A 13,953-nucleotide genomic window follows, 5' to 3' on the forward strand; every position below is an offset into this window, starting at 1 on the left:
GGGTTGGCTTTCGCCAACCCAACAAAGATTAGTATCTTATTTATTTTTAAATCTAATTTAGTTTACTTTAAGTTTTTAATTAACTCGTCAGCGAACTCTGAAGTTGAAACTTCTTCAGCGCCATCCATTAAACGAGCAAAATCGTAAGTTACAATTTTAGAAGCGATAGTTGCTTCAATTGAATCAGTGATTTTATCAGCAGCTTCTTGCCAACCTAAGTGTTCTAACATTAGAACTGAACTTAAAATTTCTGATGATGGATTAACTTTATTTAATCCAGCGTATTTTGGAGCTGTACCATGAGTTGCTTCAAAGATAGCGTGGCCTGTTTCGTAGTTAATATTAGCACCTGGAGCGATACCAATACCGCCAACTTGTGCAGCTAAAGCATCTGAAATGTAGTCACCATTTAAGTTCATAGTTGCTACTACATCATGTTCAGCTGGACGAGTTAAGATTTGTTGTAAGAAGATATCAGCAATTGAATCTTTGATAATAATTTTGCCTTCTTTTTCAGCTTTATCTTGAGCTTCATTTGCTGCATCTTTACCTTCTTTTTCAACAATTTCATCATATTGTTGCCAAGTAAATACTTTATCACCAAATTCATTATGAGCTAAGTCATAACCCCATTGTTTGAATGAACCTTCAGTGAATTTCATAATGTTACCTTTATGCACTAAAGTCACAGATTTACGATTGTTATCTAAAGCATATTGAATAGCTGCTCTAACAAGACGTTCTGTACCTTCTTTAGATACAGGTTTAATACCAATACCTGAAGTTTCTGGGAAGCGGATGTTAGTAGCTCCCATCTCATTTTGTAAGAAATCAATTACTTTTTTAACTTCTGAAGTTCCTTCTTTAAATTCAATACCTGCGTAGATATCTTCAGTGTTTTCACGGAAAATAACCATGTCTACATCTTCAGGACGTTTAACTGGAGATGGTACACCTTGGAACCAACGAACAGGACGTAAGCAAGTAAATAAATCTAATTCTTGTCTTAAAGCAACATTTAGTGAACGGATCCCGCCACCAATTGGCGTAGTTAAAGGTCCTTTAACAGCGATTAAATATTCTTTAATCGTGTCTAAAGTTTCTTGAGGTAACCATTCTCCTGTTTCATCATAAGCTTTTTGTCCAGCTAAAACTTCTTTCCATTCAATACGTTTTTCGCCGTTGTAAGCTTTTTCTACTGCTGCATCAATAACGCGACTTGCAGCTTTCCAAATATCTGGTCCAATTCCATCACCAATAATAAATGGAATAATTGGTTCGTTTGGTACATTTAAACCTTCATTAGTTTGAGTAATTTTTTCTGCTGACATAAATCTAACCTCCAAGTATATTTAAACTTTCACTAAATACTATATGTTATTTTATTATCTTTCTTCAATAGGAACATATTTACGATCTTTCTCACCAATATATTGAGCTCTTGGTCTCATAATTCTGTTGTCTCGATATTGTTCTAATATATGAGCAATCCAACCAGAAGTACGACTTACTGCAAAGATTGGTGTAAATAAATCATGAGGAATGTTCATACTGTGATAAACAGTTGCACTGAAGAAATCAACATTTGGAATTAAGCCTTTTTCATCTTTCATACGCTTTTCAATAGCTAATGAAATATCAAATAATTCGCTTTGACCAGTTTCTTCAGTAATTTTACGGCTCATTTCACGTAAATATTTAGCACGTGGATCACCATCTTTATATACACGGTGACCAAAGCCCATTACTTTATCTTTATTAGCGAATCTCTCATCAAGGTAACTATCAACATTATCAGTACTACCTACTTCTTTTAACATTGCCATTACACGTTCATTTGCACCACCGTGTAGAGGCCCTTTTAATGAACCTACAGCAGCAACAATACCTGAATACATATCAGATAGTGATGAAACAGCACAACGAGCAGTGAATGCAGATGCGTTTAATTCATGATCGGCATGTAAAATTAAAGCTTTATTGAATGCTTCAACTTCAATGTCAGTTGGAAGTTCGCCTCTTAACATGTATAAGAAGTTCGCTGCATAACTTAATTCTGAATTAGGTTTAACAGGTTCTTTCCCTTCTCTTACTCTTGCGAAAGCCGTAACTAATGAAGCAATTTTTGCTTGAATACGAATTGCTCTTTCATACTTTTTATCTTCAGATTCATCTTCAGCATCTGGATCGAAATGAGCAATATAAGATACAGATGTACGTAACGCTGTCATAGGATGAACATCATCAGTTACATACTCTTCAAAGTGTTTATAAACTCTTTCGTTTAGAGTCATAAACTCAAATAATTTTTCTTTCAATTCTTTTAATTCTTCTTTATTTGGAAGTCTATAATTCCAAAGTAAGAAAATAATTTCTTCGAATTGGGCATTTTCTGCGAGATCATCAATATCATAGCCCGCATATGTCAATTGACTGTCAATTATTGAGCTGATCTTAGTTTCAGCTGCAATAACCCCTTCTAAACCTCTTTGTAATTCTGCCATGATAAATTTCCCCTTTACTATTTCTTTATGAAATGGCTTTCACCTAGTATTATAGCTAAATTCAAACAATTTGTGAAACATTATAAATAACTTTAAACATGTAAAAATGGTATATTAGCTTGACCTTAATGTATGTTAACATCTTTAAAAGAGCGTGAAATTAAACTTTACATAGTATATAACTCATCAAATTTCAAAAATATTGTGATGTTTTCGTTTAGTTATCAAGAATGATTACAAAATATAAATATACATTTTAGTGAATTTTCACACTTTTTTGCGAAAAGAATTGTATAAATAGCCTTATAAGTGCATAATATAAATATCTTATAGTAAGGGAGATGTCTTATGGCTGAAAATTTACAAAGAGAATTGAGCAATCGTCATGTTCAATTAATCGCCATTGGAGGCGCTATAGGAACGGGGTTATTCCTTGGTGCCGGTCAAACAATTGCAATGACGGGTCCCTCAATATTGCTTACCTATATCATTATAGGATTTATGTTATTCATGTTTATGCGTGGATTGGGAGAAATTATAATTCAAAACACTAATTTTAAATCATTTGCGGATGTTACTAATAAATACATAGGACCATTTGCTGGATTTATTACAGGGTGGACATATTGGTTATGTTGGATTATTACTGGTATGGCTGAAGTTACAGCGGTAGCTAAATATGTTAGTTTTTGGTTCCCTGAAATACCTAATTGGATTAGTGCTTTATTTTGTGTATTAATCTTAATGTCATTTAACCTACTAAGCGCCAAATTATTTGGTGAATTAGAATTTTGGTTTGCAATCATTAAAATTGCCACAATTATTGCTTTAATCGTTGTAGGTATTGTCATGATTCTTTTTGCTTTCAAAACACAATTCGGACATACAAGTTTAACTAATTTATACAACCATGGAATATTCCCTAAAGGGGCTTCAGGGTTCTTCATGTCATTCCAGATGGCACTATTTTCATTCGTAGGAATCGAAATGATTGGTGTTACTGCTGGAGAGACGAAAGATCCTGAACAAACTATACCAAAGGCAATCAATAGTGTACCTATTAGAATATTAATTTTCTATGTTGGGGCATTAGCAGTAATTATGTCAATCATTCCTTGGTACAAAGTTGATCCAGATAACAGCCCTTTCGTTAAATTATTCGCTTTAATTGGAGTACCATTTGCAGCTGGAATAATTAACTTTGTGGTTTTAACTGCTGCTGCATCATCATGTAATAGTGGTATCTTTTCAAATAGTAGAATGCTGTACGGACTATCTAATCAAGAACAAGCTCCACCAGCCTTCTCTAAAACGAACAAAAACGGTGTACCACACACAGCTATTATAGCTTCATCAGCATTATTGCTAATTGCAGCGTTGTTAAATTATATTTTCCCTGACGCTACTAAGGTATTTACTTATGTTACAACTATTTCAACTGTACTATTTTTAGTTGTATGGGCATTGATTATTATTGCTTATATCAATTACAGTAGAAATAATCCAGAGTTACATAAAAAGGCAACTTATAAATTACCTGGTGGTCTATATATGGGATATGCAATATTAATTTTCTTCATTTTTGTCTTCGGCTTATTATTTGTAAATGTCGATACTAGAAGAGCTATCTATTTAACACCTATTTGGTTTATTATTTTAGGTCTCATGTATTTACGATACAAAAAGGTAAGCAAACACGCGTAATAATAATAATTAATACCAGCGTTAGAATTGAAATGTCTAACGCTGGTATTTTTTTATCACCATTCAAGTTTTAAAACACAAAAACTGAGACATTATAAATAATGCCTCAGTCATGTAAAATTATATTTAAATTAAATTATAGTACGTTAGCGTAGCCTTCAAAGATTTTTCCTTGAGCTGCATCAACAGTAACTAACATATCGTTCTTAATTTCTTTAGTAGCTTTTTCAACACCAACTACTGTTGGAATACCTTTTTCTAAACCAACGATTGCACTTGGTGAAGTGATACCGTTCTCTTCAGTAATTAAACCAATAGCATTTTCGACATAAGGTACTAATGTTTCATCAACAGAGTTAGTAACAATGACTTTATCAGATAAATCTTTACCCTCTAAGCCACTTGCACTATCAGCAACAATAGCATGGCCTACTACTGATCCACGACCTACGCCTTGGCCACGAGCAATTTCATCACCTACTAAGTGAATTTTCATCATGTTTGTTGTACCTTTTTCACCAGTAGGTACACCTGCAGTAATAATGATTAAGTCTCCATTAGAAACTCTACCAGTCTCAACTGCAGTTGCTACTGCATTATTGAGTAATGCATCAGTGTTTTTACGTCCTTCTTTAACTACAGGATTAACGCCCCAAACAATCGCACATTGACGTGCAGTTTCTTCACTAGGAGTAACAGCGATAATATCAGAGTGTGGACGATATTTTGAAATCGTACGTGCAGTTGATCCACTCTCTGTTGCAGCAACAATTGCTTTAACATTTAAATTAAGTGCTGTATGTGCTACAGAAACACCAATGGCATTAACAAGAGATGTTTCAACTAACTTAGTACGGTCAGATAATAATTTTTTATAATCTTGCGCTGCTTCAGCTGAAACTGCGATATTTCTCATCGTTTTAACTGCTTCTTCTGGGTATAATCCCGCTGCAGTTTCACCTGATAACATAACTGCATCAGTACCATCATAAATGGCATTAGCAACGTCACTTGCTTCCGCACGAGTTGCACGAGGATTACGTTGCATTGAATCTAACATTTGAGTTGCAGTAATAACTGGTTTACCTAATTTATTACATTTTCTAATTAAATCTTTTTGAACCATAGGTACTTTTTCTGGTGGTATTTCAACACCCATGTCACCACGAGCAACCATTAAACCATCAGAAACTTCTAATATTTCGTCAATATTATCGATACCTTCTTGGTTTTCAATTTTAGGGAAAATTGTGATATGAGCTTTTTCTTCTTCAAGAATTTGGCGAATATCTAAAACATCACTAGGACGTCTTACGAAACTTGCTGCGATAAAATCAACATTTTCTTTGATACCAAAGCGGATATCATCAGCATCTTTATCAGTGATACCTGGTAAATTAACTTTTACTCCTGGTAAGTTAACACCTTTTTTATTTTTTAATTCTCCTGTATTTAAGATATCACATTTAACTTCGCCTTTATCTTTATTAATTTCTTTAACTTGTAGTTCAACTAAACCGTCATCTAATAAGATATAAGAACCTTCATTTACATCGTTAATTAAGTCTTCATAAGTAACTGAGAATTTCTCAGGAGTACCTTCAACTTCATTCATACTTACAATAACTTCTTTACCTTTTTCTAATTCAATAACGCCATCTTTCATATTATGCGTACGAATTTCAGGCCCTTTAGTATCTAATAATAGTGCAACAGTTTTATCTAAACGTTTAGCAACTTTACGTATTGTATCAATTCTTGCTTTATGTTCTTCATGACTACCATGAGAGAAGTTTAAACGCGCAACGTTCATACCCGCGTTAATTAATTTTTCAAGCATTTCTTCCGATTCAGAAGCTGGTCCTATAGTACATACAATTTTAGTCTTTCTCATTATATAATCCTCCCATAATTTATATTGATAATTCTTTAGCTAATTGATACATATCTTTATCAAATTTATGATTACTTTCTCCAAAGATATCATCAAATGGTGTAGCAGTTAATTGATTATTTTTAATACCCACACCTTTAGCAGTTTCACCTTGTTTAAGTAATTCTACAGCGTGTCCACCTAACCTTGAAGCCAACACACGGTCAGCTCCAGAAGGGCTTCCTCCACGCTGAATATGACCTAAAACTGATACTCGAGTATCAATATTGATGTATTTCATTAATTCATCAGCACATTCTTGGCCACTCATACATCCTTCAGCGACCATAACGATAGAATGTTTCTTACCTCTTTTTATACCCTGTTCAATTTTTTCTGCAACATCTTTAATGTCTGTATGAACTTCAGGTACTACAATCGTCTCTGCGCCAACAGACAATCCTGCCCATAACGCTAAATCACCACAGTCTCGACCCATTACTTCTACTATAAAAGTACGAGCATGACTTGATGCAGTATCTCTAATTTTATCGACCGATTCAATAATTGTATTCAAAGCGGTGTCAAAACCTATAGTGAAATCTGTACCATTAATATCATTATCAATAGTACCAGGTATTCCAATAGTTTGAATTTCCTTACATTCTTCACTAATACGTTGAGCACCGCGATAACTACCATCGCCCCCAATGACAACTAAGCCTTCAATACCACGTTTACGAAGGTTTTCAATACCTTTCTTACGCACATCTTCTTCTTTAAATTGAGGGCACCTAGCTGAAAATAGGAACGTACCTCCACGTTGAATTGTATCCCCTACAGAGCCTAATTCAAGCTTGTGAATATCATCGTCAAGTAAACCTTGGTAACCATGATAAATCCCATAAACTTCAATATTATTGTAAATTGCTGTACGAACGACTGCTCGAACTGCAGCATTCATACCTGGTGAATCTCCACCGCTAGTTAAAACTGCAATTTTTTTCATGACGACATACCTTTCTTTAACTAGATTTATCTTTAACTCTAAATTACCACAATTTATTTTACTGTTCCATCAAAAGAAAGCCTTTCAACGGATGTAAACGTTTTAAATAATGAATTTTTTCTAAAATCATAAAAAAGAGCTAATAGCCTTTAATCAAGACAATTAACTCTTAATAATTTATTCTACAACTGATCCTATATGTCTAAATTTCTCGAAACGATCATTAGCTAAATCTTCACCAGATTTTTGGTTCAATTCATTTAGGTGTTTCACAAAAACTTCTTTAATTGTTGAAGCTTGTGATTCTATATCTTTATGAGCACCACCTAAAGGTTCATTAATCACTTCATCAACAATATTTAAACCTTTAAGATCATTAGCTGTAATTTTCATAGTTTCAGCAGCAATTTTAGCTAAATTACTATCTTTCCAAAGTAAAGCAGCAGCGCCTTCAGGTGAAATAACTGAATAAGTACTATTCTCAAGCATAAGTACTTTATTAGATATACCTATACCAAGCGCACCACCACTACCGCCTTCACCAATAACGATTGCGATAACAGGGACTGTCAGTGATGCCATTTCAATTAGATTTTTAGCTATTGATTCACTCTGACCACGTTCTTCAGCTGCTTTACCTGGATAAGCACCTTTTGTATCAATAAAAGTAAAGATCGGACGGTTAAACTTTTCAGCTTGTTTCATTAAACGAAGAGCTTTACGATATCCCTCTGGATGAGCCATTCCAAAATTACGATAAATGTTATCTTTTGTATCTTTACCACGTTGCTGGCCGACTACAGTGACAGCTTGTCCGTTTAGATAACCAATTCCACCAATCATGGCAGGGTCATCTCTATAATTTCTATCTCCATGAAGCTCAATAAATGAGTCGAAAATATAAGGTATATAATCCAAAGTAGTTGGACGTTCTTGTAAGCGAGCAATCTGTACACGATCCCAAGGCTTCAAATTGGTATAAACTTTTTTAGTTTCTCTCTCAAGCGACGCTTCAAGCATATCTATTTCTTCTTGTAGATCAACTTCATTTTTCTCTTGAGATTCTTTTAACGATTCAATTTTATTTCTTATTTCAAAAAGTGGCTTTTCAAAATCTAACATTATTTACTCACCTCTTGATGGATATTTAAGATATTAGAAAGCGTTTCTTTCATATCTTTACGATGAATAACTTTATCTAATTGACCATGCTCTAATAAAAATTCAGCCGTTTGGAAGTCATCAGGTAACTTTTCATTAATAGTTTGTTCAATGACACGTCTACCAGCAAAACCTATAAGCGCTTTAGGTTCACTTAAATTAATATCTCCTACTGAAGCAAAACTTGCAGAAACCCCTCCAGTTGTCGGGTTAGTTATATATGAGATATATAATAAGCCTGCATCAGAATGACGTTTAAGTGATACACTTGTTTTTCCCATTTGCATAAGTGAAATAATGCCTTCTTGCATTCTGGCACCACCACTTGCTGAAAAGAGAATAAATGGTAGACGGTGTTCAGTACAGTAATCTATAATTCTGCAGATTTTTTCACCTACTACTGATCCCATGCTTCCCATTCTAAAACGGGCATCCATTACGGCCACTCCATATTTAATACCATCAAGTTCAGAAGTACCAGTAACTACAGCTTCATTTAATCCTGTCTTTTGTTGATCTTTCTCTACCTTTTCAATGTAGCCAGGGAAATCTAATGGATTCGCAGAGGTCATGCCCTTGTCGAATTCTACAAATGTCCCTTCATCTGAAATAGCTTCAATTCTCTTATGTGCAGTGAGTGCGATGTGGTGATCACAATTGAAGCACACATTTAGATTTTCAGCTAATTCTTTAGTGTACATAATTTTTTTACACTTTGGGCATTTAGTCATAATCCCAGCTGGCACATCATTTTGTTTAGAATCTTGAACTGTTAAATATTTCTTTTTCTTACTTCGATTAAAAAAATCTTTAAACATTGGTAAACCTCCAAATAACCTCTGTTACTACCATTTTTTAAATTTCCTGATTCAATATGCTCATGAAAAAACTATATTGTAACTAGCATATAAATCAACTTCAAAATTATTTTAAATCTGTCACTTTCATTGTTTTATCATAAATATCTTGAGGGTTAACTTCGATTCTTGCAACCCCTGATTCCATAGCAGCTTTGGCTACGCTTCTAGCAACAGATGGCGCAACTCTTTTATCAAAAGGTCCAGGAATACAATAATCAGGATTAAGTTCATCCTCTTCAATTAAGTCTGCAATTGCTTCTACAGCCGCTTTTTTCATATCTTCATTGATGTGAGTTGCTTCAACATCTAATGCACCTCTAAAAATGCCAGGGAAAGCTAAGACATTATTAATTTGGTTAGGAAAATCTGAACGTCCTGTACCAATGACTTTAGCACCTGCTTCTTTAGCATCATCAGGTTTGATTTCAGGGTTAGGATTTGCCATAGCAAAGATAATTGGATCATCTGCCATGCTCTTAACCATATCTTTAGTTAATAAGTCTGCTACAGATACACCAATAAATACATCTGCATCTTTAATAACTTCTTCTAAAGAACCATCGATTTTATCTTTGTTTGTCCAGTTAGCAACATAAGCTTTAGTATCATTCATACCATGTTGTCGCCCTTCATAAATAGCTCCTTTAGAGTCGCACATAATCATGTCTCTAACACCATAAGAATATAAAAGTTTTACAATAGCAATTCCAGCAGCTCCAGCTCCATTTAGTACAACTTTAATATCTGATAAATCTTTATCAACAATTCTTAAAGCATTGATTAAACCAGCCATAGTAACAATTGCTGTACCATGTTGATCGTCATGGAATACTGGGATATTAGTTTCTTTTTTCAATGTTTCCTCTATTTCAAAACATCTCGGTGCTGAAATATCTTCAAGATTAATACCACCATAATTAGGCTGTAGTAATTTCACAGTATTAACAATTTCATCAGTGTCTGTCGTATCTAATGCAATAGGTACGCCGTTGATACCAGCAAAGCTTTTAAACAATACCGCTTTACCTTCCATAACAGGAATGCTAGCTTCTGCTCCAATATTACCTAAACCAAGAACAGCAGTCCCATCAGTTACCACTGCTACAGTGTTTGCCTTTATTGTATAATCATAAACTTTTCTTGAATCTTCATGAATCTCCTTACAAGCTTCAGCAACACCAGGTGAATAAGCTAAACTAAGCTCTTCTTTATTAGTTACTTTTATATTTGGTGTAATTTCTAATTTACCTTGATTCTCTTTGTGCATCTCTAATGCATCGTCTCTTAAAGACATGAAATCAACCCCTATTTTAAATAATTTTAAAGTTAAAAAATAACTGTACTTATTAGATAAAAATCGTGAATGTTGAATCTAGTATTTCTAATATTTAAAAACCCAATATACTTCATTTTAAGAATAGTTAGAAACGCATCTCATATGTAAATGAATACGTTAATTTAAATAATTCTTCGTGATACTATTCTTATTTATTAAAATTATTTTTTCTTTCGATTATAAGTTAAACAGTGTATAACCAAAACAAAAAATAATTACAAAGAAAAACTGATGGTTATTATCTTAACCATCAGTTAACTATACCATAGTTTAAAAATTGATAAAAGTTATATAAACCTAATATCACTAGGTTTTACAGACTCGATAAGTTGATAAATTGTCTCATCATCTTTATTTATATATCCTAAGTGTTTTATATCATTATTTTGTTCATTAAACGAACTAATCTCTAAAATGTTATTTTTCTCAATTGGTGTGTCTACTATCATTTCTTGCAACTTATCTGAAATCAATTGCGTATCACGTAGAATCACTTTTTTAGATGCTTTAATCTTTTGATTTTTAAATTCATTCACTTCAATGATCTGATTTATAATAAGTTGTAGTTGTTGATTTCTTTTTTCAAATTTACCGATGACTATATACATTTCTTCATTAGATATTGAAGTTTCATATTTCTTGAATTTATCAGGAAATATCACACCGTACATTAACAACATTCCATCATTAAGGGTTACGAAGGCCATGTTCTGTCCATTCTTAGTTCTTATTTGTTTAATTGCATCAAATTGTACTAATATAGGTTGGTGATTTTGAGCATTACCTAATTTATAAATTCCTAAGTATTGCTTTTTATCAAATTCTTTCTCAACCGGATGTTTAGATATGTAGAAGCCTAAATACTCTTTTTCATAATCACTAAGCATTTTATCAGGTAACTCTTCTTTATCTTCATAAGCTTGTTTCGGAGTTAATATGTCGAAAAGCATATCATCCTGCTCGACATCGGAGGCTGTATCTAAAACTTGATCAATAGTTTGTAATAGAGTAGCTCTATTTTTACCAAAATGATCAAACGCACTAACTAAAATTAAAGCTTCTAATAATTTTCTACTTTTAACCCTTTTAGGAATTCTTCGTGTAAAATCAAAAAAATCTTTAAACTTGCCATTATTATATCTTTCATCAACAATCGTTTTAACACTCTGGTATCCTACACCTTTTATAGCTCCTAGAGATAAATAAATACCTTTTGAAGTTGCTTTATAATACCAATGACTTTCATTGATATTAGGTGGTAAAATATTTAATTTTTGATGCTTCGCTTCATCTATAATGGCAGAAGTTTTCTTTTCACTACCTATAACATTACTTAGAATATTGGCATAGAAATAGTTTGGATAATACACTTTTAAATAACTCATAATGTAGGCTATTTTAGAATAGCTCACTGCGTGCGCTCTAGGGAAACCGTAATCAGCAAATTTAAGTATTAAGTCAAAAATTTGTTTACTTATTTGTTCGTTGTATCCATTTTGTTTGGCGCCATTAACAAAGTGTTGACGTTCATTTTCTAATACTGCACGATTCTTCTTACTCATAGCTCTTCGTAAGATATCCGCTTCACCATAACTAAAGTTAGCGAATTTACTTGCAATTTGCATTATTTGCTCTTGATAAATAATGACACCATACGTACTTTTTAAAATGGATTCTAAATCATTATGCAAATATTCTACTTTTGAAGGGTCATGTCTACGAGTAATATATGTTGGTATCTCTTCCATAGGTCCTGGACGATATAGAGATGTTACGGCAACAATATCCTCAAAATGCTCTGGTTGAAGTCTTTTTAGCACACTTCTAACGCCTTCTGATTCTAGTTGGAAAATACCTGTAGTATCACCTTGAGATAAAAGTTTAAAAACATTTTTATCATCAAATGGAATCGCTTCGACATCTATATCAACATCTAAATCTTTCTTAACTTGATTAACTATTTGATGAATAATAGATAAGTTACGTAAACCTAAAAAATCGATTTTTAATAAACCAATACGTTCCGCTTCTGTCATAGTCCATTGTGTTAATAAACCTGTATCACCCAATGTAAGTGGCGCGTATTTATATAAAGGTTGATCGTTAATAATAATTCCTGCTGCATGTGTTGATGTATGTCTAGGTAAGCCTTCTAATTTTTTACTCATTTCAAACCATAGTTCATTTCGGTGGTTTCGGTGAACAAAAGACTTAAAGTCCTCTTCTTGATATGCTTTATCTAGAGTAATCCCCAACTTGTGAGGAATTAATTTAGATATCTCATTTAAAGTCGTTTCATCAAAGCCCATAATTCTTCCGACATCACGCCCAACTGCTCTAGCAAGTAAATGACCAAATGTAACAATACCAGAAACATGGAGTTCACCATATTTTTCTTGAACATATTGAATCACTTTTTCACGTCTTGTATCTTCAAAGTCAATATCTATATCAGGCATAGTTACCCTCTCTGGATTTAAAAATCTTTCAAAGAGTAGGTTAAATTTAATTGGATCGGTAGTTGTTATTTCTAATAAATAACTGACTAATGAACCAGCTGAAGAACCACGACCAGGTCCAACCATTACGTCATGTGTTTTAGCGTAATGTATAAGGTCACTAACTATAAGGAAATAATCTTCAAATCCCATTTTAGTTATAATTTCATATTCATGCTTAAGTCGATTTAAATACTGATCGTTATTTAAATTCCAATCATTTAATTTACGAATTAATACTGACCATAGATAATCTTTTGAAACTTCTCCATCAGGTGTGACATATTGAGGCAGTAACGATTGATGATATACCAATTCAGCTTTACATAAGTCTACGATGTCTTCAGTATTTTGTTTTATTTTCTCATCGATTTCTAACTCTTCAAATTCCTTCTGATCAGGAAAATGCTCACCAAAATCTTTACTATCGTTAATAATATCTAATTTAGAATTATCTTTGATGGCTTGTAAAGCAGAAATGGTATCAGCGTCTTCTCTATTCAAATATCTTGCTGACTTAAGCCATACTTTTTTTCTATTAACAATATCATTACTCGTATGATTGATATAAACATGTATTTTATCATTAAATGCTTCAATAATTTGTTTGTGAGTATTATCAATATCTTTGAAGATAATAATTAGATTTTTATCGTAACGTTTTAGCCATTCTAAAGGTACTTCCTCTTTTTCTTTCATCTTAATTGCAGAAGAAAGTTGATATAGCGCTTTTAACCCTTCATTATTTTGAGCTAATACGACTGTTTCAACTGTATATAAACCATCAGTTAATGTTATCGTCATGCCAAAAATCGGATGAATATCTTTTGCTATACACGCATCATAAAACTTAGGAAAGCCATATAAAACATGGGTATCTGTAATTGCAAGCGCACGATAACCTTCATTTTTAGCTTTATTGACCACATCTTCAATTTTCAAACTTGCGTTCAATAAATCGTATGCAGTATGAATATTTAAATGCGCAACCATGTTTGTATACTCCTT

General features: G+C 33.0%; 9 protein-coding genes. 1 reads left to right on the plus strand and 8 read right to left on the minus strand.

All coding sequences use genetic code 11. The features are described from left to right. Nucleotides 1–62 precede the first annotated feature (62 nt). Both icd and HMPREF2642_RS10675 read right to left on the minus strand, forming a co-directional pair. Nucleotides 63–1,331 carry an NADP-dependent isocitrate dehydrogenase gene (gene icd / locus HMPREF2642_RS10670; protein ID WP_023350121.1) on the minus strand — a complete coding sequence of 423 codons (1,269 nt, stop codon included), beginning with the start codon at nucleotides 1,329–1,331 and terminating at the stop codon, nucleotides 63–65. A 54-nt stretch (nucleotides 1,332–1,385) separates the two neighbouring features. Further along, nucleotides 1,386–2,504: a citrate synthase gene (locus HMPREF2642_RS10675; RefSeq protein WP_002434679.1), complete on the minus strand. Its 1,119-nt coding sequence runs from the start codon at nucleotides 2,502–2,504 to the stop codon at nucleotides 1,386–1,388. A 348-nt stretch (nucleotides 2,505–2,852) separates the two neighbouring features. On the opposite strand from HMPREF2642_RS10675, the gene HMPREF2642_RS10680 reads away from it, so the two are divergent. Continuing rightward, on the plus strand, nucleotides 2,853–4,208 hold the full coding sequence (locus HMPREF2642_RS10680; protein ID WP_023350119.1) for an amino acid permease: 1,356 nt from the start codon (nucleotides 2,853–2,855) through the stop codon (nucleotides 4,206–4,208). A gap of 136 nt (nucleotides 4,209–4,344) precedes the next feature. Here the strand turns inward: HMPREF2642_RS10680 and pyk are convergent, their stop codons facing one another. The 6 genes from pyk to HMPREF2642_RS10710 all read right to left on the minus strand — a co-directional run bounded on the left by pyk (nucleotide 4,345) and on the right by HMPREF2642_RS10710 (nucleotide 13,938). Further along, entirely contained in the window at nucleotides 4,345–6,102 is a 1,758-nt protein-coding gene (gene pyk, locus HMPREF2642_RS10685; protein ID WP_070597855.1) for a pyruvate kinase, read from the minus strand. 19 nt (nucleotides 6,103–6,121) lie between these two features. Beyond that, nucleotides 6,122–7,090, minus strand: a complete 969-nt coding sequence (gene pfkA, locus HMPREF2642_RS10690) for a 6-phosphofructokinase (RefSeq protein WP_002434701.1) — start codon at nucleotides 7,088–7,090, stop codon at nucleotides 6,122–6,124. 177 nt (nucleotides 7,091–7,267) lie between these two features. Beyond that, nucleotides 7,268–8,212 (minus strand): acetyl-CoA carboxylase carboxyltransferase subunit alpha, encoded by a 945-nt coding sequence (locus HMPREF2642_RS10695; RefSeq protein WP_002434660.1) that lies wholly within the window; start codon nucleotides 8,210–8,212, stop codon nucleotides 7,268–7,270. Beyond that, on the minus strand, nucleotides 8,212–9,069 hold the full coding sequence (gene accD / locus HMPREF2642_RS10700) for an acetyl-CoA carboxylase, carboxyltransferase subunit beta (protein ID WP_002434776.1): 858 nt from the start codon (nucleotides 9,067–9,069) through the stop codon (nucleotides 8,212–8,214). Before accD ends, HMPREF2642_RS10695 begins: the two co-directional genes overlap by 1 nt. Nucleotides 9,070–9,175: 106 nt before the next feature. Continuing rightward, the gene (locus tag HMPREF2642_RS10705) at nucleotides 9,176–10,405 is read right to left on the minus strand and encodes an NADP-dependent malic enzyme (RefSeq protein ID WP_070597856.1); all 1,230 of its coding nucleotides are present in this window, start codon (nucleotides 10,403–10,405) and stop codon (nucleotides 9,176–9,178) included. A gap of 329 nt (nucleotides 10,406–10,734) precedes the next feature. Then, nucleotides 10,735–13,938: a DNA polymerase III subunit alpha gene (locus HMPREF2642_RS10710; protein WP_070597857.1), complete on the minus strand. Its 3,204-nt coding sequence runs from the start codon at nucleotides 13,936–13,938 to the stop codon at nucleotides 10,735–10,737. Nucleotides 13,939–13,953: the final 15 nt, after the last annotated feature.

Source organism: Staphylococcus sp. HMSC055A09 (assembly GCF_001809655.1).
Taxonomy (GTDB): Bacteria; Bacillota; Bacilli; order Staphylococcales; family Staphylococcaceae; genus Staphylococcus; species Staphylococcus capitis.